This is a genomic window from Janthinobacterium svalbardense (assembly GCF_002327145.1).
Taxonomy (GTDB): Bacteria; Pseudomonadota; Gammaproteobacteria; order Burkholderiales; family Burkholderiaceae_D; genus Janthinobacterium; species Janthinobacterium tructae.
Map to the genome: position 1 here is coordinate 5,913,470 of NZ_CP023422.1, position 24,116 is coordinate 5,937,585.

The 24,116-nt window shown below is 64.0% G+C and carries 20 protein-coding genes; 8 read left to right on the forward strand and 12 right to left on the reverse strand.

Translation table 11 applies throughout. The features are described from left to right. Positions 1-29 precede the first annotated feature (29 nt). The 3 genes from CNX70_RS26325 to CNX70_RS26335 all read right to left on the reverse strand — a co-directional run bounded on the left by CNX70_RS26325 (position 30) and on the right by CNX70_RS26335 (position 4,137). Complete coding sequence (locus CNX70_RS26325) at positions 30-2,348, reverse strand: NADP-dependent malic enzyme (protein WP_096237968.1); 2,319 nt, start codon at positions 2,346-2,348, stop codon at positions 30-32. A gap of 192 nt (positions 2,349-2,540) precedes the next feature. Continuing rightward, positions 2,541-2,903, reverse strand: coding sequence for a hypothetical protein (locus tag CNX70_RS26330; protein WP_096237969.1), 363 nt, complete (start codon positions 2,901-2,903; stop codon positions 2,541-2,543). A 34-nt stretch (positions 2,904-2,937) separates the two neighbouring features. Further along, positions 2,938-4,137 (reverse strand): MFS transporter, encoded by a 1,200-nt coding sequence (locus CNX70_RS26335; protein ID WP_096237970.1) that lies wholly within the window; start codon positions 4,135-4,137, stop codon positions 2,938-2,940. Positions 4,138-4,261: 124 nt separating this feature from the next. Between CNX70_RS26335 and CNX70_RS26340 the strand changes: the two genes are divergently transcribed. Next, on the forward strand, positions 4,262-4,783 hold the full coding sequence (locus CNX70_RS26340) for a MarR family winged helix-turn-helix transcriptional regulator (protein WP_096237971.1): 522 nt from the start codon (positions 4,262-4,264) through the stop codon (positions 4,781-4,783). On the opposite strand, the gene CNX70_RS26345 is transcribed toward CNX70_RS26340, so the two are convergent. After that, positions 4,780-5,388: a hypothetical protein gene (locus CNX70_RS26345; RefSeq protein WP_096237972.1), complete on the reverse strand. Its 609-nt coding sequence runs from the start codon at positions 5,386-5,388 to the stop codon at positions 4,780-4,782. The genes CNX70_RS26340 and CNX70_RS26345 overlap by 4 nt on opposite strands. Positions 5,389-5,477: 89 nt before the next feature. On the opposite strand from CNX70_RS26345, the gene thiL reads away from it, so the two are divergent. After that, the gene (gene thiL, locus CNX70_RS26350) at positions 5,478-6,458 is read left to right on the forward strand and encodes a thiamine-phosphate kinase (RefSeq protein ID WP_096237973.1); all 981 of its coding nucleotides are present in this window, start codon (positions 5,478-5,480) and stop codon (positions 6,456-6,458) included. A 7-nt stretch (positions 6,459-6,465) separates the two neighbouring features. Here the strand turns inward: thiL and CNX70_RS26355 are convergent, their stop codons facing one another. The 3 genes from CNX70_RS26355 to CNX70_RS26365 are packed head-to-tail and all read right to left on the reverse strand — an operon-like array spanning position 6,466 to position 11,701. Continuing rightward, positions 6,466-9,054, reverse strand: coding sequence for an EAL domain-containing protein (locus tag CNX70_RS26355; RefSeq protein WP_096237974.1), 2,589 nt, complete (start codon positions 9,052-9,054; stop codon positions 6,466-6,468). Beyond that, positions 9,051-11,081 (reverse strand): sensor histidine kinase, YfiR-like protein-associated, encoded by a 2,031-nt coding sequence (locus CNX70_RS26360; RefSeq protein WP_096237975.1) that lies wholly within the window; start codon positions 11,079-11,081, stop codon positions 9,051-9,053. Before CNX70_RS26360 ends, CNX70_RS26355 begins: the two co-directional genes overlap by 4 nt. Positions 11,082-11,083: 2 nt before the next feature. Continuing rightward, positions 11,084-11,701: a TOL_0243 family YfiR-like periplasmic protein gene (locus tag CNX70_RS26365; RefSeq protein WP_157751294.1), complete on the reverse strand. Its 618-nt coding sequence runs from the start codon at positions 11,699-11,701 to the stop codon at positions 11,084-11,086. Between the two features lie 223 nt (positions 11,702-11,924). Between CNX70_RS26365 and CNX70_RS26370 the strand changes: the two genes are divergently transcribed. Next, positions 11,925-12,407 carry a CinA family protein gene (locus CNX70_RS26370; RefSeq protein ID WP_096237977.1) on the forward strand — a complete coding sequence of 161 codons (483 nt, stop codon included), beginning with the start codon at positions 11,925-11,927 and terminating at the stop codon, positions 12,405-12,407. Here the strand turns inward: CNX70_RS26370 and CNX70_RS26375 are convergent. Then, on the reverse strand, positions 12,397-14,169 hold the full coding sequence (locus CNX70_RS26375) for a GGDEF domain-containing protein (RefSeq protein ID WP_244198963.1): 1,773 nt from the start codon (positions 14,167-14,169) through the stop codon (positions 12,397-12,399). The two genes, CNX70_RS26370 and CNX70_RS26375, sit on opposite strands and share 11 nt — an antisense overlap. A 213-nt stretch (positions 14,170-14,382) precedes the next feature. On the opposite strand from CNX70_RS26375, the gene CNX70_RS26380 reads away from it, so the two are divergent. The 3 genes from CNX70_RS26380 to CNX70_RS26390 all read left to right on the forward strand — a co-directional run bounded on the left by CNX70_RS26380 (position 14,383) and on the right by CNX70_RS26390 (position 18,367). Then, entirely contained in the window at positions 14,383-15,111 is a 729-nt protein-coding gene (locus CNX70_RS26380; RefSeq protein ID WP_071075359.1) for a P-loop NTPase family protein, read from the forward strand. Beyond that, positions 15,112-15,474: a conjugal transfer transcriptional regulator TraM gene (locus tag CNX70_RS26385; RefSeq protein WP_096237979.1), complete on the forward strand. Its 363-nt coding sequence runs from the start codon at positions 15,112-15,114 to the stop codon at positions 15,472-15,474. A 79-nt stretch (positions 15,475-15,553) separates the two neighbouring features. Beyond that, positions 15,554-18,367, forward strand: a complete 2,814-nt coding sequence (locus CNX70_RS26390; protein ID WP_096237980.1) for a M16 family metallopeptidase — start codon at positions 15,554-15,556, stop codon at positions 18,365-18,367. On the opposite strand, the gene CNX70_RS26395 is transcribed toward CNX70_RS26390, so the two are convergent. From CNX70_RS26395 to CNX70_RS26410, 4 genes are all read right to left on the reverse strand, one after another. Then, positions 18,368-18,775: a ribosomal maturation YjgA family protein gene (locus CNX70_RS26395; protein ID WP_096237981.1), complete on the reverse strand. Its 408-nt coding sequence runs from the start codon at positions 18,773-18,775 to the stop codon at positions 18,368-18,370. It abuts the gene before it with no gap. A gap of 144 nt (positions 18,776-18,919) precedes the next feature. Beyond that, on the reverse strand, positions 18,920-19,852 hold the full coding sequence (cysK, locus tag CNX70_RS26400) for a cysteine synthase A (RefSeq protein ID WP_096237982.1): 933 nt from the start codon (positions 19,850-19,852) through the stop codon (positions 18,920-18,922). Positions 19,853-19,936: 84 nt separating this feature from the next. Continuing rightward, positions 19,937-20,401, reverse strand: a complete 465-nt coding sequence (locus CNX70_RS26405) for an FKBP-type peptidyl-prolyl cis-trans isomerase (RefSeq protein WP_096237983.1) — start codon at positions 20,399-20,401, stop codon at positions 19,937-19,939. Between the two features lie 172 nt (positions 20,402-20,573). After that, on the reverse strand, positions 20,574-21,419 hold the full coding sequence (locus CNX70_RS26410) for a tRNA threonylcarbamoyladenosine dehydratase (RefSeq protein WP_071075352.1): 846 nt from the start codon (positions 21,417-21,419) through the stop codon (positions 20,574-20,576). 112 nt (positions 21,420-21,531) lie between these two features. Here CNX70_RS26410 and pdxH point away from each other — a divergent pair, with 112 nt between their 5' ends. Together pdxH and CNX70_RS26420 are read left to right on the forward strand one after the other, a co-directional pair. Further along, positions 21,532-22,740, forward strand: a complete 1,209-nt coding sequence (pdxH, locus tag CNX70_RS26415; protein ID WP_096237984.1) for a pyridoxamine 5'-phosphate oxidase — start codon at positions 21,532-21,534, stop codon at positions 22,738-22,740. Positions 22,741-22,867: 127 nt separating this feature from the next. Further along, complete coding sequence (locus CNX70_RS26420) at positions 22,868-24,103, forward strand: class I SAM-dependent methyltransferase (RefSeq protein WP_096238691.1); 1,236 nt, start codon at positions 22,868-22,870, stop codon at positions 24,101-24,103. Positions 24,104-24,116: the final 13 nt, after the last annotated feature.

Below are 24,116 nucleotides of genomic sequence, written 5' to 3' on the forward strand. Positions count from 1 at the left end.
GGCGCGGCTTTCAATTGACAGCGACAGCCTTAGACCTTGCGTTGCGCTACGGCATCCACGACACAGAGTGCCGTCATGTTGACGATGCGGCGCACGGTGGCCGATGGCGTCAAAATGTGCACGGGCTTGGCGCAGCCGAGCAGGATCGGACCCACGGCGATGCCGTTGCCGGCGGCCGTTTTCACCAGGTTGTAGGCGATGTTGGCCGACTCGATGTTGGGCATGACCAGCAGGTTGGCATCGTGCTTCAGTGCCGAGTTTGGCATGATTTTTTGACGCAGCTTGCTGTCGAGGGCCGTATCGCCATGCATTTCGCCGTCGATTTCCAGGTCCGGCGCGCGTTCCTTGATGATGGCCAGCGCGGCGCGCATCTTTTGCGCCGAAGCGCTGTCGCTGGAACCGAAGTTCGAATGCGACAGCAGCGCCGCGCGCGGCGACAGGCCGAAGCGCGTCATTTCCTCGGCAGCCATGATGGTGATCTCGGCCAATTGCTCGGCGTCCGGATTTTCGTTGACGTGCGTGTCAACCATCACCAGCTGGCGCTCCGGCATGATCAAGACGTTCATGGCCGCGTAGACATTGCTGCCGGCGCGCTTGCCCAGCACCTGGTCGATGTATTTCAGGTGCAGCTGGGTGGTGCCGAAGGTACCGCAGATCATGCCGTCGGCGTCGCCCTTGTGGATCATCATCGAACCGATCAGGGTATGGCGGCGGCGCATTTCCAGCTTCGCGTATTCCTCGGTGACGCCTTTGCGGCTGGTCATCGCGTAATACGTGTTCCAGTAATCGCGATAGCGCTCGTCGAAGTCCGGGTTGATGACGTCGAAATCGACGCCTTGCTTGAGGCGCAGGCCGAACTTCTGGATGCGCGCTTCAAGCACGGGTGGACGACCCACCAGGATAGGACGCGCCAGTTTTTCATCGACCACCACTTGCACGGCGCGCAGCACGCGCTCTTCTTCGCCTTCGGCGTAGACGATGCGTTTGAGTTCGGCCGGCGTGGATTTGGCCATCAGGAACAACGGCTTCATGAAGGTGCCGCTGCGGTAGACGAATTGCTGCAGGCTGTCCGCGTACGCTTGCAAGTCCTTGATCGGACGCGTGGCGACGCCCGATTCCTCGGCTGCCTTGGCGACGGCCGGCGCGATCTTGATCAAGAGGCGCGGGTCGAACGGCATCGGGATCAGGTATTCAGGACCAAACGACAGATTGCTGATGCCGTAGGTGGTGGCGACGATGTCGGACTGCTCGGCATGCGCCAGGTCGGCGATCGCGTGCACGACGGCGATTTCCATTTCGCGCGTGATCGTCGTCGCGCCGCAATCGAGGGCACCGCGGAAGATGTACGGGAAGCACAGCACGTTGTTGACCTGGTTCGGATAGTCCGAACGGCCCGTGGCGATGATGGCGTCGCTGCGCACGGCCTTGACTTCTTCCGGCAGGATTTCCGGATTCGGGTTGGCCAGCGCCAGGATCAGCGGGTTCGGCGCCATCTTGCGCACCATGTCCTGTTTCAGCACGCCGCCGGCGGAGACGCCGAGGAAAATGTCGGCGTCCGGAATGACTTCGCCCAGGGTGCGCAGCGGCGTGTCTTGCGCGAAGCGTTCTTTGTCCGGGTCCATCAGTTCCGTGCGGCCCTTGTAGACCACGCCGGCCAGGTCGGTGACGTAGATGTTTTTCAGCGGGAAGCCCAGGTCGACGATCAGGTCCAGGCAGGCCAGCGCTGCGGCGCCCGCGCCCGACACGACCAGCTTGCAGTCCTCGATTTTCTTGCCGACGGCTTTCAGGCCGTTCAGGATGGCCGCGCCGACGATGATGGCGGTGCCGTGCTGGTCGTCATGGAAGACGGGAATCTTCATGCGGTCGCGCAGCTGGCGCTCGATGTAGAAGCACTCGGGCGCCTTGATGTCTTCCAGGTTCACGCCGCCGAAGGTCGGTTCCAGCGAAGCGATGATGTCCACCAGTTTATCGGGGTCCATCTCGTTGATTTCGATGTCGAAGACGTCGATGCCGGCGAATTTCTTGAACAGCACGCCCTTGCCTTCCATCACCGGCTTGGCGGCCAGCGGGCCGATATTGCCCAGTCCCAGCACGGCCGTGCCGTTGGTGATGACGGCCACCAGGTTGCCGCGCGCCGTATATTTATACGCATTCGCCGGATCGATGACGATTTCTTCGCACGGTGCCGCCACGCCTGGCGAGTAGGCCAGCGCCAGGTCGCGCTGGTTGGTCAGTTGTTTGGTCGGCGTCACGCTGATTTTGCCGGGGCGCGGGCACTCGTGATATTCGAGTGCGGCCAAGCGCAATTGTTGACGCAATTCTTCTTTTTTATCAGATGACGAATCCATGCTGTGCAGCCTTCCTGTTTGGTCGATCGGGTGTTCCGGATTTTATCAGACCGATTCTTTCAATTAGCTAGGTATTTTCCGCTAGCCACAGTCTGATATCACGAAAACGCATAACCTAGCATTGTAAGGCCGTCCGGCGGCACAAACGTGCCGAGCAGGAAAAACTATCAAATTTTAGTTTTCAATTAGTTTTTATGATAGACGACCAGGGGCACGCCACAGCGGCAAGGCCTCGACGGCGCGCTCGAGATCGTCCATGTCGTCCGCGCCCAGTGTCGTATCGAACGGCGCAGACAAAATGCTGCGCATCAGCGCCAGGCGCGTCGTGGCTTGCTCCGCGTCGATGAAGCGCGTCGTCTCCGCGCAATACTGCGCGCGCCGCAGGGCATCGGCGCCGTCATCGTCGCCATCGGGATAGTAATGGCGGCCGATGTGATGCAGCGACTGCAGCAGAAATTCGATCTCGCGCAGGATGCGCAGCACATCCTCGCCGGACAGCACGATGCGGCGGTTGGCGGGCAATAGGGACGGTGGCGCAGCGATATCGTCAGCCATGGCAGCATCTTTCTCTCAAGAACAAACCGCCAGCCTACGCGATTTTCCCTGCCGGCGACGCCAGCCGTGCGCCCGGCGCGAAACGCACGGCGATCAGCAGCAGCAGCACCACGCCGCCCGCCATCACCATCCATGCCTGGGCCAGGCTGGACGAATGCTGGCGGATCAGCCCGGCAATGAAGGGCATGCTGCTGGCGATGATGTAGCCGCCGCCCTGCACAAAGCCCAGCAGCGCGCCGGCGCCGGCCGGGTCCGTCACGTGGTCCATGCTGACGATCAGCGACAGGGGGAACAGGGAACCGATGCCGCAGCCCAGCAGGATCACGGCGGGCAGCGCCAGTTGCGCCGGCGCCACGATCAGACAGGCCAGGCCGCCCAGCACGGACAACAAGACGGCCAGCAGCAGGATGCGGCGGTCGGGAAAGCGGTGGATGATGCTGGAAATCACCAGTCCGGCCAGTACTTCCACCAGGGTCAGGGCACCGAGCAGCAAGCCGCTGTCGGCCGCGCTCCAGCCCAGTTCCGTGTAAAACGGCGGCAACCAGGCCAGCACCAGCGTGTAGGCGCCCGTGCCGATGCCGAAAAACACCATCAGCAGCCAGGCGCGGCCACTGCCCACGGGCAAGCTGGCGCCCGCGCCGCTGGCCACGTCCACGCGGGTAGCGGCAGCGCGGCGCCACAGCAGGGCGGCGGCCACGGCAGGCAGCGCCCACAAGGCCAGCAGCGCGTTCCAGCCCCAGCTTTGCGCCAGCGGTGAAGCGGACGCGGCGGCAATGGCCGCGCCGCCCATGATGCCCGTCGTATAAAACCCCATCAATTGCCCGGCCCGTCCGGGAAAATGGCGCTTGATGAAGGCTGGCAGCAAGGCTTGCACCAGTGCGATGCCCAAGCCGCCCAGGGCCGCCGTGGCGATCAGGCCGCCGCTGCCATGCAAGGGCCAGCGCAGCGCGCAGGCGGCAGCGATGATGGCGATGCCCAGCGAGATGCCACGCGCCACACCCAGCCGGCGCTGCAGCTGGGCGCCCGCCAGCGCGCACACGCCCATGGCGAACACGGGCACGGTGGTCAGCAAGCCTGCGTCGGCATTGCTGATGCCCGTGCTGGCCTGGATGCTGTCGAGCAAGGGGCCGATGGCGGCCAGGATGGGCCGCAAGTTCAAGCCCAGCAGGATGATGGCGGCCACCAGCAGGGCGGACGAGGGAAGCGGGACAGAAACGGGGCGTTCGGATGGCATGGGATAGTAGTCCTTGCCTCGCAGGGAGGCACATGGTTTAATGCGTCATCAAATATGACTCGATGAAAAGTATCTTAACATGAAGATAAAAATCTATCTTGATGTCAAGATAAATGGATACCCGATGACAACTACCCAGCAAGAACACACACGCGCGCAATTTGCCGCAGCACAATGGCAGCGCGAATTACCGCAGATGGATACGCGTGCCATGCAACTGGTGGGCCAGCTGGGCACGGTGGGCCAGCTGATGGCGCGCGACTGGCTCAACCCCCTGTTTGCCGAACATGGCTTGCAACCGGGCGAATTCGACGTGCTGGCGACCTTGCGCCGCTCGGGCACGCCCTATGCGCTGACGCCGACGGCCTTGTACGAGGCGGCCATGCTGTCCTCGGGCGGCATGACCAACCGCATCGACCGGCTGGAAGCGGCAGGCCTGATCGAACGCCAGAAGCACCCGACGGACCGGCGCGGCGTGCTGGTGGCCCTGACACCTCTGGGTCTGGCATTGATTGACAAGCTGGTGCTGCTGCACGTGGAGAACGAGCGCACCATGCTGTCGGCCCTGAGCGCGGACGAGCAGCGCCAGCTCGACCAGTTGCTGGCCAAGCTGCTGCAGGGCATGGCGCAGGCAAAGAAAGTTTAAGGAGCGAGCAGCTGCGCCAGCTCGCGCAGCGCCGCATTGCCGCGCCGTGCCAGGCGCTGCAGTTCGGCAGGGTCGCGGCTGTCGTACAGGGCCTGGACATGGCCCACGCTGGCGGCGCGCAAGTCGATATCGCTGTCGCGGTCTGGCAGCTGGGCGTCGGCCACGTGGCCCTCGACCAGGGTCAGATAGTAATGACGGGGCTTGCCGCGCAAGTTGGCGGCAAACTGCAGCACCAGGCCGCTGTCGAACAGCAGGGCGCCGCTGCGCCCGCCCTGTTCCAGCAGCACGCGAAACGCCGGCAAAGGTTGCCGCGCCGCGCGCAGAAAACCGGCCAGGTGCACCTGATAACCGAGGTCCAGGCCATTCGCGCCCAGCTGGCCGCGCTGCAGATACGCCTTGAACGACGCCTGCACGGGACGCTGGCCCCGGCGGAACAGGCGCTCGTCCTCGTACAGGCACAGCTGGCCGCCGTCGCTGATGGCGTCGAAGCCCCATGCCACCAGTTCCTGCGCCTCGAAGGAAGCCAGGCCGACGGCTTGCGGGTCGCGCAACCAGCCATGGTCGAGCCAGGATTGCAGTAAGACGTGAATATCGAGAATGGGCATGGCAAGTTGCTCGGCAGTGGAAAAGACCCGTATTGTAGGCCAGCCTATAATAGCCGGGCCACACCATCACTCAACGCACAGACTACGCCATGGCCCCACACGACGCGCTTTCCGAATTCGACCTGATCAAACACTATTTCGTGCGCCAGCGCCCCGGCCGTGCCACCCTGGGTATCGGCGACGATTGCGCGCTGATGACGCCAGCGGCAGGCAAGCAGATCGCCATCTCCTCGGACATGCTGGTCGAGGACCGGCACTTCTTTGCCGGCGCCGACGCCCGCATGCTGGGGCATAAAAGCCTGGCGGTGAACCTGTCCGACCTGGCCGCCATGGGCGCGCGCCCCGTGGCATTTACCCTGGCCCTGGCGCTGCCGCAAGCCGAGCGCAGCTGGCTGGCCGGCTTTGCCGACGGCCTGTTTGCGCTGGCCGACGCGTTTAATTGCGAACTCATCGGCGGCGACACCACCAAGGGGCCTTTGAATATCTGCATCACCGTATTCGGCGAACTGGCACCGGGCCAGGCCTTGCGCCGCAGCGCGGCCGTGGCGGGCGACGATATCTGGGTCAGTGGCACCCTGGGCGACGCGCGCCTGGCGCTGGCAGGCTACCGCGTGGAACAGGAACTGGCGCCAGACGACCTGCTGATGGCTGGCGTGCGCATGCACACGCCCACGCCACGCGTGACGCTCGGCTGCGCGCTGGCCGAAGCGGGCCTGGCGCATGCGGCCATCGACATTTCCGATGGCCTGGTGGGAGACTTGGGGCACATCTTGAAAGCGTCGCAAGTGGGCGCCACCCTCGACGTCGACGCCCTGCCGGCCGGCCCCGTGCTGGCGCGACAGGAAACCAGCCTGCGACGCCGCTACACGGCCGCCGGCGGCGACGACTATGAACTGTGCTTCACGGCGCCGACAGCGTCGCGCGAGGCCATCGCCGCGCTGGCGGCCAGCTGCGGCACGCCCGTCACGCGGGTCGGACGCATCGAGGCCCAATCAGGCTTGCGGCTGGTGGATGCCAAGGGCTTGCCGCTGGATCTGGCCTTGAGTTCTTTCGACCACTTCAGCGAATAAACCAGCGCTAGCGCACCGCCGCCCGCGCCAGCCCCGGCTGGTTCACCATCCAGTAGTGCTGGAAGGCCAGGCGGATGTTGTCGCGCAGCTGGGTGTCATCCCACGGCTTCGTATAAAAACGGTAGATGGCGCCCCGGTTGATCGAGTCGAGCACCGCTTCGAGGCCCGTGTAGCCGGACAGGATGATGCGGATGGTTTCCGGGTACAGCTCTTTCACTTTGCTCAAGAACTCCGTGCCGCTCATGCTGGGCATGCGCTGGTCGCAGACGATCACGTGCACGCGGTGCAGGGCCAGCATTTCAAACCCTTCGGCTGGCGTGCTGGCCGTGAGGATCTGGTAGCCCTCGGGACGGAACAGGCGGTGCAGCGAGGACAGCACGTTGACATCGTCGTCGACGATGAGCAGCGTTTGCGCCGGCTGGGCGGCAGGATCGTGGCCGGGCGGCAGGCCGGCGCCGGCGGCGATCATCTGCCCCAGTTCCAGCGCCGGCAGGGCGCGGCTGAAATAAAAGCCCTGGATCTCGTCGCAGCGGTTGCGCCGCAGGTATTCGAGTTGCGGGCGCGACTCCACGCCCTCGGCCACCACGCTCAGTTTCAGGCTGTGCGCCATGCTGATGATGGCCAGCGCGATGGCCGCGTCGTTCGGGTTGCTGGTGATGTTGCGCACGAAGGCGATGTCGATTTTCAGCTTGTCGATGGGGAAGCGCTGCAAATACGCGAGGCTCGAGTAGCCGGTGCCGAAATCGTCGATGGCCACCTTCACGCCGATTTTTTTCAATTTCCCCAGCACGACGATGGTGCGCTCGGCGTTCGACATCAGCGCCGTTTCCGTCAGTTCCAGCTCCAGCAGTTCCGGCGCCACTTTGTGCTGCGCCAGCGCGCGCGTCACTTCGCCTTCCAGGTCGCCTTCGGCAAACTGGCGGCTCGACACATTCACGGCCACGCGCACGGGCCCCACTTCGCTGTCGCGCCACTCGGCGATCTGGCGGCAGGCGGCCTGGATCACCCAGGAGCCCACGCGCACGATCAGGCCCGTGTCTTCCAGCACCGGTACGAATTCGGCCGGCGCCACCAGGCCGTAGCCGGGACGGCGCCAGCGCAGCAGCGCTTCCACGCCGCTGATGCGGCCCGTGCGCAAATCCACCTTCGGCTGGTAGTAGAGGATGAACTGCTCGTGTTCGAGCGCATGGCGCAACGCCAGTTCCAGGTCCAGGCGCGCCAGCACCTGCACATTCATGCCGGCCGTGAAAAAGCGGTAGCCGTCGCGCCCCGCCTGCTTGGCGCCGCCCATGGCCGTATTCGCGTATTTGATCAGCGTTTCCGGGTCGGTGGCGTCGTCCGGATACATGGCGATGCCGATGCTGGCCGTCAGGGTGGCCGCATGGCCGCGCAAGTCGAACGGCGCGCGCAAGGCTTCGCGCACCTGGTTCGCTACCGCCACGGCTTCCTGCTGGTTGCGGCTCATGGTCAATATGAGCGCGAATTCGTCGTTGCCCAGGCGCCCCACCGTGTCGCGCAGGCGCACGCATTCGACCAGGCGGTTGCTGAACTGGCGCAGCAGCTCGTCGCCCAGCGCCGCGCCCAGGGTATCGTTGATGCTTTTGAAGCGGTCGAGCGCGATGAACAGCACCACGATGCGCCAGCTTTTCTCTTGCGCCAGTTCGACGGCCTGGGCCAGCGTCTGGTAGAACAGGCTGCGGTTCGGCAGCCCCGTCAAGCCATCGTAATGGGCCAGGTGCTTCAGGCGCTCCTGCGCCTGGCGCCGCTCGCTGATGTCGCGCGCCACGGCGATCAGCAGCAGGCCACCCGTGGCCGCAGCGCCCGGATAGCCGCCCGCCACGGGCGCCTGCGCATACCAGTGCCAGCCCAGTTCCACGGGCACCGGGCTCAGGTCGCGCCGCAGCAGTTCGCATTCCGTCACTTCCGTGGCCAGGTGGGCCGCGCCGCCCGGCAGCGCGGCCAGAGGCGGGGCCGGCGGCGGCGGCAGCAGGGTGCCGGGCGCCAGCGCCAGCAGTTCGGCGCGCGCATAGCCGAGCAGGCGGCATGCGCCGTCGTTGACGTCGACCAGGGTCATTTCCAGCACGTCGACGAGAAAGATGGCGTCGGTGGCGGCGTCCATGGCGCCGCGAAAGCGCTGCAGTTCGGCCGTGCGCTGGCCCACCGTGCGTTCGAGCAAGGTGTTGTAGTGACGCGCGGCGCGGTGCAGCAACCGCACTTCGAGCATGTTGCGGATGCGCGTGAGCACTTCGAGCGCGTCGAAGGGCTTGCTGATGAAGTCGCGCGCGCCCGCTTCCAGCGCCGCCATCTTGGCGTCCGGGTCGGCGGCGATCACCAGCACGGGCAGATAGCCTTCCAGTTCCAGCGGGCGCAAGGCATCCATCACGTCGTAGCCGCTCATGCCGGGCATCACCAGGTCGAGGATGATCAGGTCAAACTGGTGGCGCTGGTGCAGGCCGGCCACGGCGCGCGCGTCGAGGGTGCTGCTGATGGCCGTGTAGCCGCCGCTGCCCAGCAAATGCTCGAGCAGGCGCAAATTGACGTCCTGGTCGTCGACGATGAGAATTTTCGCCGCATAGATATCGGCCTGGCTGATCATGGCGCGCCTGCTCCCTTTTGCCGGCGCTGCTGCGCCACATAGGCCAGCGTGCTGTTGATCGCCTCGGTAAATTCATCGAGGTTGATCGGCTTGGTCAGATAGCGATAAAAGCCCAGCGCCATGCTGCGCTCGACGTCGCCCGGCATGGCGTTGGCCGTCAGCGCGATGACGGGAATGTGCGCCGTGCGCGGATCGGCGCGCAGCAGTTTCAGCGCGTCCGTGCCGTTCACATGCGGCAGGTTGATATCCATCAAGATCAGCTGCGGCAAATGCGTGCGCGCCATCTCCACGCCCAGGCGGCCATCCGTGGCCGTCAGCAGCTGCAATTGCGGGCAGTAGCGCACGATTTCCTCGACCAGGGTCAGGTTGGCGGGATTGTCTTCCACATAGAGCAAGGTCACGGGGGCGCTGTTATCGAGCAGCGCGCCGGCCAGGTCCGGCCGCGGCAAGGACGGAGCGGCGGGAATGGGCACGGCGTCGACCACACGCAGCTCGATCCAGAAAATGCTGCCCTCGCCGGGCGCGCTGGAGACGCCGATGTTGCCATCCATCAATTCCACCAGGCGCTTGGTGACCACCAGGCCGATGCCGCTGCCTTCTTCCGTGCCGCCCTCCTGCCCCAGCCGGTTGAAGGGCTGGAACAGCAGTGCCAGTTGTTCGGCATCGAGACCCACGCCCGTGTCGCGCACGCTGATGCGCACGCGTCCGCCCGCGTGCGGCGCGCACTCGATGGCCACCTGCCCCTGCTCGCGGTTGTACTTGAGCGCATTCGACAGCAGGTTCAACAGAATTTGCTTGAGGCGCGTGCGGTCGGCCAGCACGTTGAGGGGGCAGGCGTCGGGGAAGGCCATGCCGATGCCGCGCTGGCTGGCCAGCGGCGCGATCATGTCGCGGCATTCCTGCAAGATGGCGTCCAGGCCCACCGGTTCCAGCGACAGGCTGACCGTGCCCGACTCGACCTTTGCCAGGTCGAGGATTTCATTGATCAAGGTCAACAAATGGCGCCCCGATTTGAGGATATGGCCGGCGAATTCCTTCTTTTGCTCCAAGGTCGACGGCAGGCGGTCGGAACTGAGGATTTGCGCGAAGCCCAGGATGGCGTTCAGCGGCGTGCGCAATTCATGGCTCATCGACGACAGGAAGGCCGACTTGGCATAGTTGGCGCTGCGCGCCTCTTCCATCGCCATGGCCAGTTCGCCATTCGTCATTTCCAGCTGCATCGTGCGCTCGTGCACGCGCACTTCCAGTTCCTGGTTCAGGCGCATGACTTCCTGCTGCGCCTGGGTGCGCTGCTCGCCTTCGCGCGCCAGTTCGCCGTTCGAGCGTTCCAGCGCGTGCGTGCGCAGCTCGATCTCGGCCAGCATCTTGTTGAAGGAGTCGACCAGCTGCGCCACTTCGTCGTCGCTGAGCTTGCGCGCGCGGCGCGAGTAGTCGCCCGTCTCGATCACTTCGCGCGCCACATCGGCGATATCGAGGATGGGCTGCGTGATGACGAAATCGAGGCGGCGCAGCAGCAGCAAGGCCACCAGCAGCGCCAGCACCGTCACGCCCAGCGCGATGGCCAGGTAGTCGGCCGTGCGGCCGGCCAGCTCATAATCGGCGCGCAGATACACGGTGCCCAGCAGCTCGCCATTATCGACGATGGGCTTGAACAATTCCACCGAGCTGCCGGCGATGCTGACACCTTCCTTGCCCACCTTCGCCGGCAGCGCGCCCACGCGCTCGTTCGCGCGGTAGCTGGCAAACAGGCTGCCGTCGGCCTTGTACAGGGCGCCGGCCGTCACGCGCGGGCGGATGCGCATCAGGTTGAGGTTTTCCAGCGCCAGGCGTTCGTCGTCGAAGGCCAGCGCGGCCGAACTCATATGCCCCAGCAACTCGGCCTGGGTACTGATGTCGGCCACCAGGTTGCGGTGATAGGCGCGCAAGTCGTAGACGACGATGGTGCCCAGCGAAATGACGAGCGCCACCAGGGTGGTCAGCAAGACCACCGACATCAGCTTGTGGCGGATGGAACGCAGTCGCAGCATGTTCAGGCGCCCCCCGTCTGCACGCGATAGGCGGCCAGCAGCATGCGCGCGCTGATGCGGATATGCGCCTGCGCCACGGGTTTTAAGGCCACGTCGAAACGCACCTTGTCTTCGGCCATCACAAAATTGATCATGCTGCCCATCGCGTAGACCTCATCCGAATCGGACACCGTCAACAACGCCAGGCCACGGCTGGCGGCCAGCATCTCCTGCAGCGCCGTTTTTTCCAGCGCGCCCAGGTACAGCACGTGCAGCCCGGCCAGCGCTTCGCCGCGGCGCACTTTTTTCACCTGCACGGCGCGGCCATTGACGCTGTGCCCGGCCACGCTCTGTTCTAGCTGCTCGGCCAGCGCATCGGCGCCCGCCACGCCGATCACCAGCGGAGAGTCGGGCCGGACAAAACTGCCGTCTGGCCACTCGACATAACCAGCAAACTTGTACAAATACGCGGCCTTGACCTGGCGTTCCAGCTCCCCCGGCACCTGCGCCCGCGCCTCGGCGCACAGCACGCCCAGGAGCAGCAATAGCCAGCCCCAGCGAAGAGGGCGGCGGCCGGCGCCGCGCACGGGGCGGCGCAGGGGGCCAGGATGACGCCACCAGGACCAGTTCAAAATTGCCATGACTACCGAGTAAAGAGAATGCATACGAAGGCGCGGCACCATGCCGCTTGCCGGTTCGGGCGATGCACACCAGGGTGGCGCAGCGACAGAGCGCCTGCCAGCCCAAAGTGGTAGCAAATGTATAAAAGAGTGTACGCATTTTCGCTGTTACCGGGGAAAGTTTCTTTTACCGTCGACCATGCTACAGTCTCGCCACCCTTACCACCGCATGCAGGAGTCCGCCATGAGCAACACACTCGCCCCCCTCTCCACCGCCGTCGGTCTGGCCTTGCAGGCGAAGGGCCTGCTGCTGGCCACGGCCGAATCGTGCACGGGCGGCGGCGTGGCCCAGGCTGTCACCGACATCAGCGGGTCGAGCGCCTGGTTCGAACGGGGCTTCGTCACCTATTCCAACGGGGCCAAAAGCAGCATGCTGGGCGTGCCCGCCGAGCTGATCGCCGCACACGGCGCCGTCAGCGAGGAAGTGGCTGCCGCCATGGCGCAAGGAACGCTGGCGCACAGCGATGCCCAGGTGGCCGTCTCGACCACCGGCATCGCCGGCCCCACGGGCGGCGTGCCCGGCAAGCCCGTCGGCACCGTCTGCTTCGGCTGGGCCATGGACGGTCGCGCACAAACAGAGCGCCGGGTATTCGCGGGCGACCGGCAAGCCGTGCGCGAACAGGCCGTCCTCCATGCGCTGCAGGGGCTCTTGCGCTTTATCCAGTAGCGTCGGCGATGCAGGCGCGGTCGCGGCCCGCCTGCTTGGCCGCATACAGGGCGCTGTCGGCGCGCAGCAGCAGCTCGTGGCGGCCGGCGCCGTGGCGCGGATACTCGGCGATGCCCGCCGAAAAGGTGCAGCCCGTCAAGCTGTGCGGCGCCTGCCGGATCAGCAACTGGCGGTAGCGCGCGGCGATATCGTCGATCTTGTGCGCGGCGATGACGCTGTCGGCTTCGCGCAACAGCAGGCAAAATTCCTCGCCGCCATAGCGGCATACCATGTCGCTGCCGCGCAGCTGGCTCTCCACCAGGCGCGCAAACTGGATCAGCACTGCATCGCCAAAGTTGTGCCCATACGTGTCGTTGACGCGCTTGAAGAAATCCAGGTCGATGATGGCGATGGCCACGGGCGCATCCGCATCGGCCGCATGCAGGATGGCATTGAGGCAGGTTTCAAAATGGCGGCGGTTGTACAGGCCCGTCAGGTGGTCGCGCATGGCCTGTTCCTTCAGGCTGTCCTGCAGCGAATTGACGTGCAGGATCTGGTGCGCCAGTTCGCGGTTCAGGTGCTCCAGCTTGACGTTCTCCGTCTCGCGCGCCGCCTGCAGCTCCAGCGCCTTGTCGCGCTCGGCCTTCAGGCTGTGCATTTCCTTTTCCAGGTTGCGCATCAGGCTGCGCGAGGCGCGCGCCGACTTGCTGCTGGCCTCGTAGGCGGCCTGGTATTGCTGCAGGAAGCCGTACGCCGCCTGCCATTCGCCCAGCTGGGCATTGATCTCGGCCAATCCGCGCAAAATCTGCTGCTGGTGAAACGGATTGCGCGTCCAGCTCAGCAGGCTGTGCGCCTGCGTCAGCGAGGCCAGCGCCTGCGCCGTCTGGCCCGCGTGCAGGTCCAGCTTGCCGCGCACCAGCCACGCATGCATCTGCTCTTCCAGGTCCTGGCCGCGGCACGCATACTCTTCGGCGCGCAACAGCAATTGCAAGGCGTTATCGGGCTGCCGCAGCAGGATGGCTGCATGGGCGGCGATGCAGAACAAAAAGGCGCGGACGGCCAGGTCTTCCTCCGGCCACTCATAAAACGGTTCCACCAGCGCCAGCGCCTCGGCCGGCTTGCCCGTAGCCAATAAACACATGGCCAGGTTGGCCGAGACGATGGTTTGCTGGTATTTTAATTTTTGCGTGCCGATGATCTCGAGCGCCTCGACCAGCAGGGGGATGGCGTCTTCGTCGTTGCCCAGGTCATGCTGCGACGACGCCAGGTTCGACAGGCTGTTGACCCGGTGCGCGGGGCTGCCGAAACGTTCGGCGATGTCCAGCGCCAGCAAAAAATTGCGCGGGCCGTCTTGCGTATCGCCACGGTTCAGGGCATCGACGCCCAGGCGCGCATACAGCATGAATTTGTGCAGCGAGTCGGGGATCTGCGCGGCCTGGCTGCGCGCCTGCAGGAAATGCTGCTCGGCGTCGGCAAAGTCGCCGCGCCGGCTCGCATACGCGCCCTGCAGGGCGGCCACTTCCATGCCCCCTTCCAGGTCGCCGCTGTGCTGGAAATACGCGTGCAGGCGCTCGCACGACGGTTCAGCCTCGCCCGCGTAATACGCCAGCCAGCAATGATTCAGTTCCGCATACGCGCCACCGCGCGCATACTGTTGTCGTTGCGCCGCCGCCAGCGCCATCTGCGCCAGCCGGCGTGCCTGGCGGCGGTTGCCGACCAGGCAAGACAGGGCTTGCTGATTCAAACGGTCAATGTCGGCTTTATCGAGACTGGAGATCGGCACTGCGTCCTCGTTCACACTCTGGGGGTGGATTTTTCACACAAAACTTGCTCTGTATCAATGGTATCCTGATTAACATCATAACCAGATTCGCTGTTCCGCATGGCATATTCGCAAACGATTGTGGTAAAAATGCCAGTCGTGGCCTGGCCTGGCGCCCGCGCCGCTGTCACGAATCTTTGATTGTCACTGACGCAACAACTTGGAGTAGTCGCAATGCAAAACACGGTACATTTCATCCTGCAGGGCAAGGGCGGCATCGGCAAGACCCTGGTATCGACCCTGCTGGCCCAATGGATAGGCGGCAAGGACGACACGCCCTTGCGCTGCTATGACACCGATCAGGAAAACGCCACGTTCTCGCGCTACAAGGCGATGCAGGTCAAGCACGTGCCCGTGATGACGGATGCGCGCAACATCGACCCGAAACGCTTTGACGCGCTGATGATCGACATTCTCGACACAGACGGCAACTGCGTGATCGACAATGGCGCGAATACCTTTTCGCCGCTGATGGGCTATCTGCTGGAAAACGATTGTTTCTCGCTGCTGGAAGAATCGGGCCGCAAGGTGTACATCCACACCATCGTCGGCGGCGGCGACACCTTGCACGATACGGCCACGGGTTTTGTCGCCACGGCGCAAGCGACGAAAGTGCCGCTGGTGCTGTGGCAAAACGAACACTTCGGCCTGCTGCAATCGGCGTCCGGCAAGCAGTTTATTGAATCGCAGTCGTATGCCGACAACCGCGCGCGCGTCAAGGGCAGCATCACCTTGAGCCAGCGCAATCCCGACACCTTCGGCGCGGATGTCAAGAAAATGAATACGGCACGCCTGACGATGCAGGAAGTGATGCAGAACGACAAGTTCAACATCATGGAAAAACAGCGCATCAAGGTCGTCTACCGCGACATCTTCGAACAACTCGACAAGGTGCAATGGTAGATGGACCAGCACAAACTGCGCAGCCATGTGTTCGACAAGACGGGCATCAAGATCGACGTTGACGACCCGATATTCGCCTTGGTGGCGCTGAACGAAGCGGTGCTGGCGGAAACCGTCGAGCGCCAGCTGGCCCTGCTGGACGCCGCCACGCAAGCGCTGGCGGCCCAGGCGCGCGCGGCGGGCGGCTTGCCTGAGCTGCCGCCCGCATCCTTGGCCAGCCTGGCCAGCCCTGCCGATAATGCGGCGACGCCAGCCACCGGCTTTACGCCGCGCGAATGGCGTTTGCTGGGCGCGGCCGCCATCGTCTCCATCGCCTGCGCGCTGCTGGTGCTGGGCGGCGCGGCCCTGCTGTATAAACTGTAGCACCGAGCATAGCACTGTCGCGCTGCGCCAGCCACGAGCGAAGCGCAGCGTCTTCCCCCACCCTAGCCTGGAAGCATGCATGAAACCGATCAAATTGCTGGCCATACCCGCCTTGTTGCTGTCGCTGTACGGCGCCCCCCTGAGCCTCGCCCACGCCGCCGGCGCCGCCGCCGCGACGGCAGCCACGAGCGTGCCAAATGTTGCCTACGAAAAATACACGCTGCCGAATGGCCTCGACGTGATCCTCGTGGAAGACCATAAATTGCCCGTCACGGCCGTCAATGTCTGGTATCACGTGGGGCCCGCGAATGAAGCGCCGGGCCTGACGGGCTTTGCGCACTTGTTCGAGCACATGATGTTTGCCGCCACCAAGCACGTGCCGCGCGGCATGGCCGACCAGTTGCTGGAAGGGGCGGGTGCCACCGATTCGAACGGCAGCACGGATTTCGACCGCACCAATTATTTCGACACGGTGCCGTCGAACCAGCTGGAACTGGCCTTGTGGGCCCATTCCGACCGCATGGGCTATCTGCTGGACGTACTCGACCAGACGGCGCTGACGAACCAGCAGGACGTGGTGCGCAACGAACGCCGCCAGAGCGTGGAAAATGCACCCTACGGCATCGTGCAGGAAGCCCTGTACCACCAGCTGTTCCCGAAGACCCACCCGTATTACGCCAGCGTCATCGGTTCGCACGCGGACATCCAGAACGCGAAGCTGGCCGATATCAAGGAATTCTTTACCAAGTACTATGGTCCCAACAACGCCAGCCTGGTGATCGCCGGCGACATCGACAAGGCGAAAACCAAGCAACTGGTCAACAAATACTTCGGCAGCTTCAAGAGCGGCCCCGCCGTGGCCAAGCCCGATGTGGTGACGCCGCCCATCACGCAGGAGCGCCGCATCGTGGTGCAGGACCGGGTCGAGTTGCCGCGCGTCTTCATGGCCTGGCTGACGCCGTCCGCCTACGCCAAGGATGACGCGGAACTGTCGATGGCCGCGCACATCCTGGCCGGCGGCAAGTCCAGCCGCCTGTACAAGTCGCTGGTGTACGACAAGCAGATCGCGCAGGATGTGGGCGCGAACCAGAGCTCGAACGCCCTCACCTCCGTGTTTACCATCGACGTGACGGCGCGCCCCGGCCACCAGCCAGAGGAAATCGAGCAAGCCATGCAGGCGGAGCTGGAGCAATTGCGCGCCAAGGGACCTAGCGAGAAGGAAATCGAACGGGCCCGCAACAGCATCGAGACGAGCATGCTGAGCCAGGTGGAAAAAGTGGGCGGCAACGCCAACATGATGAACCAGTACAACCAGTACCTGGGCGACCCCGGCTACCTGGGCAAGGATATCGAACGCTACCGCCAGGTGACGGCGGCCGGCGTGCAGCGCGCCGTCGACACCTACCTGAAAAACCAGGCGCGCGTGGTCGTGTATGGCGTGCCGGGCACGCCGGACCTGGGTCAGGAAGTGGCGACGCCAGCACCGGGCAAGGTCAAGGCAGCGCCGGGCACGGCCATCAATGCGGACGAGCCGTGGCGTAACAAGGTGCCGGCCGCCGGTCCCGCGCCGAAGATCGTGCTGCCGCAAGCGACGTCGTTCACTTTGAGCAATGGCTTGACGGTGATCCACAATTACAACCCGGCCGTGCCGCTCGTCTCCAGCCAGCTGGTGGTGAAAAGCGGTTCGGGTGCCAATCCGCTGGCGCAGCCGGGCTTGTCGGGCTTTACGGCGCAGTTGCTGCAGGAAGGCACGGCCACGCGCAGCGCGTCGCAGATCGCCGATGATGTGGCGCAACTCGGCGCTTTTCTGGGCACGGGCTCCGGTGCGGATGCCTCGTTCGCCCAGCTGACGTCGCTGAAAACCACCTTCCCGCAAGCGCTCGACGTGCTGGCCGACGTGGTGCAGCACCCGCAATTCCCCGCGGCCGAAGTGGAGCGCCAGCGCGCCAGCCGCATCGGCGAACTGGCGCAGCAGCGCGAAAACGCGGGGGCCGTGGCGGCCCGCGTGGAAGCGGCAGCCCTGTACGGCTCGCAACATCCGTACGGGTATATCCAGCTGGGCACGGAAGCGGCCCTGAAAGCCACCAGCCGCGCCGACCTGCAGGCGTTCTGGCAGCAGCATTATGTGCCGAACAATGCGGCCCTGATCGTCTCGGGCGATATCGACGCAGCGCAATTGAAGGCGCTGGCCGAAGCCAAGTTCGGCAGCTGGAAGGCCGGTACGGTGGCGCCTTCCGTGACGGCGGCGCCGGCCACGACGAAAGCCCGGCTGATCCTCGTCGACAAGCCGGGCGCGCCGCAGACGGCCGTGCGCCTGTCGACCATCGCCGTGGCCCGCACGACGCCCGATTATGCGCCGCTGCAAGTGATGAATGCGGCGCTGGGCGGCTTGTTTACGAGTCGGCTGAGCAATAATCTGCGCGAAGAAAAGGGCTACACGTATGGCGTGCGCTCGCAATTCCAGTACCGCAGCCAGCCGGGCCCATTCTCGATCACCGCCGGCGTGCGCACCGATGTGACGGGTCCGGCCGTGTCGGAAACCTTCAAGGAAATCCGCGCCATGATCGCCAAGCCGTTAACGGCCAGGGAATTGTCGAATGCGCGCAATTCGCAGGTGCTGTCGCTGCCGGGCCAGTTCGAGACGAATGCCAGCATCAGCGCCAGCATGGCCAACGTGTATATCTACGGCCTGGGCCTCGACTACTACGCGACCCTGCCGCAGCGTTTTGCCGGCGTGACGGACAAGCAGGTGCAACAGGTGGCGAAGAAATACCTGCAGCCGGAAAAGCTGATCGTCATCGGCGTGGGCGACAAGGCGAAGATCGTCCCGCAATTGAGCAAGCTCAAACTGGCGCCCGTGGAATGGCGCGATGCGGAGGGTAACGTCAAGTGATCAGAATGAGCGGCGCTTGAACAGCGCCACTGTATCGACCAGCGCCGCGATCGCCACACCGGCCGTGTAGGCGATCAAGTCGGCCCAGCCGAAGGTGGAACCGAGCACCAGGTGCCCCAGCGGATGCGCACGCAACTCGACGAGCCACGGCGCCTGGACCAGCTGGCCGAATTCCACGGCAAAGCAGATCAGCAAGGACCACAAGGCCAGTTGCCACGTGCGCATGCGCGTGGCGATGATGCCCAGCGCAAATACGATCATCATGGCCCACAGGGCGTCGCCCGGATACTTGCCGAGTGCGGCGGGAAGAAATTGGGGATAAGCGCGCGAGGCCAGGCCCAGCGCGATGACAGCCACGGTTGCGCCCACCTGCAGCAGGCGGCGGCGTTCAGGTTTTACCAGGAACATATTTCCATTCAAAGACACAATTCGGACCGAACCATTGCGGCCCATCCGATATTGTACTGCGCCTGCCCTGCCTGCCTGGCGCCTATTTCGCTATGACAAGTTCAAGCGGGGCCACCTGCGCAGCCCCGCCGGACGGATAGGTTCTCAGTCGCCCAAGCCCGCATACAGCGCCGTGCTCAAGTAGCGCTCGCCAAACGACGGGATGATGGTGACGATGGTCTTGCCTGCGTTTTCCGGACGGCGTGCCACCTGCAGGGATGCCCACAGGGCGGCGCCCGACGAGATGCCGACCAATAAACCTTCATCGCTGGCGGCCAGGCGCGCCGTGGCGAACGCATCGTCGTTCTTCACGCAAATGATTTCGTCGTAGATGGCCGTGTTCAAGATCTGCGGCACGAAACCGGCGCCGATGCCCTGGATCGGGTGCGGCCCCTTGGTGCCTTTCGACAGCATCGGCGACGCTTCCGGTTCCACGGCAATCACTTGCAGACCGGGCTTGCGTTCCTTCAATACTTCGCCGATGCCGGTGATCGTGCCGCCCGTGCCCACGCCAGCGATGACGATATCGACTTGCCCATCCGTATCGCGCCAGATTTCCTCGGCCGTCGTGGCGCGGTGGATGGCGGGATTGGCAGGATTGTTGAATTGCTGCAGCATCAAGTAGCGCGGCTCGGCCGCCACCATTTCCTCGGCCTTGCGGATGGCCCCCAGCATGCCTTCGCTGCCGGGCGTGAGCACCAGCTCGGCGCCGTAGGCGCGCAGCAGGATGCGCCGTTCGCGGCTCATGGTGTCGGGCATGACAAGGGTGCAACGGTAGCCGCGCGCAGCGCACACCATCGCCAGCGCGATGCCCGTGTTGCCACTGGTAGGCTCGACGATGACGGTATCGGCATGGATCTTGCCAGCAGCTTCGGCCGCAACGATCATGGACAGGCCGATACGGTCCTTGACGCTGTGCGCGGGATTGTAGAATTCGAGTTTGGCCAGGATGGTGGCCACACTGCCGGCGGCGATGCGGTTGATGCGCACCAGGGGGGTGTTGCCGATCAGTTCAGTGACGTCGTTGGCGATGTTCATGGGAGTCTCCACAGCAATTACAGAAGAATCCAGTCTACCGCTTTTTCACGGCAGCGCACGTGGTGCGCTGCCGAAACTGAACAATTACTTCACGTCCAGCAATTCCACGTCGAAGATCAGTGCCGAGTTCGGCGGAATGTCGCCATTGCCGGCGCCGCGCGGGCCGTAGGCCAGTTCGCCTGGAATGATCAGGGTGCGCTTGCCGCCCACTTTCATGCCGGCCACGCCCTGGTCCCAGCCCTTGATGACCATGCCCTTGCCGAGCGGGAAGTCAAACGGGCCACGGCCCACGGAGCTGTCGAACTTCTTGCCGCGCGAATCTTTCGCCAGGGGACGGTACAGCCAGCCCGTGTAGTGCACGGTGACGTTATTGCCGGCGGACGCTTCCTTGCCCGTGCCGACCTTGTTGTCGATCACGATCAGTTTATCGGCGACAGGGCCGGGGCTCAGCGAGACGGCGGAGGCGGGAACAGGCGCTGGCGCCTGTGCCTGCGCCAGCGACGCGGCGACGGAGCAGATCAGGGCAAACAAAACGGAGCTACGCGTCATGATGGTTTCTTTCAGTGAGTTTCGGTGAGATCCCTGCAGTCCAGATAGCGCAGGGACAACAATAATAGCAAACCGCCGCCCGAAGTTGAAAACCCTGTCACAAGACTTACACTTTCCACGCCCGCTTCCGGCGCACAAGAAGAACTGGTGCTGCCAGAATGGACTTAGCGCCTTAGACAAGGTCCGGCAAGGCTGAGGCACCAGGCTGGCGCAAGCTTTTCAGCGCATGGGCGGCCGCCACCATGCCGAAGCTGGCCGTCACCACCACGCTGGAACCGAAGCCGGCGCAATTGAGGCCCGTGACGCCGGCGGGCGCACTGCCATCGATGGCGCATGCTTCCGCGCTCTCGGGCGTGCTCAACGGTTCCATGGAAAACACGGCGTCGACATTGAATTTGTTTTTCACGCCACGGGGGAAACCATATTCGGTGCGCAACAGTTTGCGTACACGCTTGAGCAGCGGTTCCTGCTCCGTTTTCGACAAATCGCGCACGGCGATCAGGGTCGGGTCCGTCTGCCCGCCCGCGCTGCCGATGGTCAGCATGGGGACATTGCGCGCGCGGCAATACGCGATCACGGCCGCCTTCGCCTTGGCATTGTCGATGGCGTCGACCAGATAGTCGAAATCGCGCCCGCCCAGCAACTGCTCCAGATTATCCGGGGTAATAAAATCCTCGATCTGCGTGACCTGGCACAAGGGGTTGATCAGCTCGATGCGTTCGGCCAGGGCCGTGATCTTGGCCTTGCCGATGGTGTCGCTCATGGCCTGGATCTGGCGATTGATGTTCGATTCGGCAACATTGTCGAGGTCGATCAAGGTCAGGCGGCCGATGGCGCTGCGCGCCAGCGCTTCAACGATCCAGGAACCGACGCCGCCCACGCCGATCACACAGACGTGGGCGGCGCGGAAGCGTGCCAACGCGGGGGCGCCATACAGGCGGGCAATGCCGCCGAAACGCCGTTCAAAATCGATCTCGGTCAAGTCCATGGAAATTAGTTCATTGGTGGAGGTATGCATGGCGCCATTTTAACGGACACTGCGCTGGCAGATATTCTAAAATAGCCGAATTGACACAGCGACAAGCCGCATTGTCGCCGCGCCCCCACACCGCCCACCTCGAGAACTCGCCATGACCGCTCCCCTGTTCGACTCCGTTCCCGGCTTTGACCAGCCCATCGCCGTGCTCAAGCATTGCCACGACAAGATCCGCAAGCAACTGACGACCCTGCAAAATCTGCTGGGCCACCTGGGACAGAACGGCAACACGCCGGAAGCGCAGCAAGCGGCCAAGGCGGTGTTGCAATATTTCAATAAAGCTGCGCATCTGCACCATGATGATGAAGAGCAAGACCTGATGCCCATGTTACAGGCGACGGCCACGGGCGAGGACGCGGCCCTGCTGGCCACCCTGGTGCCGGAAATCCTGGCCGACCACCAGCGCATGGACCAGGCCTGGCTGACCCTGCGCCCGGAACTGGACGCCATTGCCGCCGGCACGGACACGCAATTGTCCGCCGATGGCGTGCGCGACTATGTCGCCGCCTACCAGGCCCACATGGCCAAGGAAGAAGGACAACTGGCGCCCATGGCCAAGCGCCTGTTCAGCGCGCAGCAGATGGAGCAGCTGGGCACGGCCATGCAGCGCCGCCGCGGCATCGCGCCCGATGCGCCGGAAGCTCCTGCAGTGCCGGACGCGGCCGCCGTGCTGGCAGCCATGCGCACCGATTACGTGCAATCGAGCCTGAGCGAGACGGATGCGCTGGCCGATCCCATCGCCATGTTCCAGAAATGGTTTGCCGAAGCCGTCAAGGCCCAGGTGATGGAGCCAAACGCGATGGACTTGTCCACCGTCAGTCCCGACGGCAAGCCCAGCTCGCGCATCGTGCTGATCAAGCAGTTCGACGAGCGCGGCTTTACCTGGTACACGAATTACCACAGCGACAAGGGCCAGCAGCTCGATCACAATCCCAACGCCGCCCTGCTGTTCTTCTGGCGCGAGCTGGAACGGCAAGTGCGCATCGAAGGCACGGTGGTGAAAACCACGGCGGCCGAGAGCGACGAGTATTTCAATATGCGTCCCCTGCAAAGCCGCTTGTCGGCGATTGCCTCGCAGCAAAGCGCCCCCATCGATAGCCGTGCCACGCTGGAAAGCCATTACGAAGCCGTGGCCGCCGCCCTCGGCGATGCGCAGCCACCGCGCCCGGCCCACTGGGGCGGCTACCGTTTGCAGCCGGAGCGCATCGAATTCTGGCAGGGACGCCGTTCGCGCTTCCACGACCGCATCGTGTTTACCCGCAGTGCCGACGGGCAATGGAGCATGCAACGCTTGCAACCCTGAGCAAGCTAGTCAAGGCGGCGCAAAGCAAGCTGGTCAATATAGGTGTAGGCTATGAGGGTAGAAGTTACTAAATGACATTGTTTCTCAATTTGCGGCCGCAACTGGGGCCGCTGCATTGGAGGCCATTTTGTTTGTACAAAACCAACTCAAGTCCTGGATCGCCAGCATCCGCAGCAAGACCGCCTTGCCGCTGCGCATAGAATTGTGGAACGGCCAGCATGTCGACCTGTCCAGCGAGGCGCCCAGAGTCACGATCCGCCTGCCGACCGTCGCCTCGGCGCGCTATCTGCTGAACCCCTCGCTGGCCAATCTGGGCTCGGCCTATGTGGAAGGCAATATCGAAGTCAGGGGCACGGCCCAGGACATGATTTCCATCTGCAATGCGCTGGCGCGCAATACCCTGAAACCGGAAGGCAAGCTGGCACGCATCGTGCGCAGCTTTACGCACGACAAGAGCAAGGATGCCGAAGCCATCCGCTACCACTACGACGTGTCGAACGCGTTTTATGAACAGTTTCTCGACCCCGCTCTCGTGTATTCCTGTGCCTATTTCGAACATGGCGATGAAACCCTGGCACAGGCGCAAGTCAAGAAGATCGACCATATCCTGAAGAAAATCCAGCTGCAGCCAGGCCAGACCTTGCTCGATATCGGCTGCGGCTGGGGCGCGCTCGTCATCCGGGCCGCGCAGCAATATGGCGCCCGCTGCGTGGGCGTGACCCTGTCGGAAAACCAGTACGCGCTGGCGCGCCAGCGCGTGGCGGCAGCCGGCCTGGCGCACTTGATCGAGATCCGCCTGCAAGACTACCGCGACGTCACGGGCCAGTTCGACCGCATCACCAGTGTGGGCATGTTCGAGCACGTGGGTTTGAAACATTTACCCGAGTACTTTGCCATCCTCAACAAGCTGCTGGCGCCGGACGGCATGGCGATGAATCACGGCATCACCTCCACCGATCCGGAGAATGGCGAAACGCCGTATGGGGGCGGCGAATTCATCGAGAAATATGTGTTTCCGCACGGCGAGCTGGCGCACATCGGCAATGTGCTCAAGACCATGCAGCAAGGGGGGCTGGAAGTGCTCGACGTAGAAAACCTGCGGCGCCACTATGCGCGCACCTGCGCCCTGTGGACGGAGAATTTCGAAGCCCATGCCGAGCAAATTCGTCCGCTGGCGGGCGAGCGGCGCTTCCGCATCTGGCACGTCTACCTGGCCGGCTGCGCTTATGCCTTCGAGCAAGATTTGATCAGCCTGTACCAGATCGTCTGCGTGAAGGCAGGCCGGCGCTCTTCCACACTACCCTGGTCGCGCAACTACATGTATGCGCAGGATGCCAGGCCCGCGCCGGCGCTCACGCCCTGACAGGCGCGCGCGG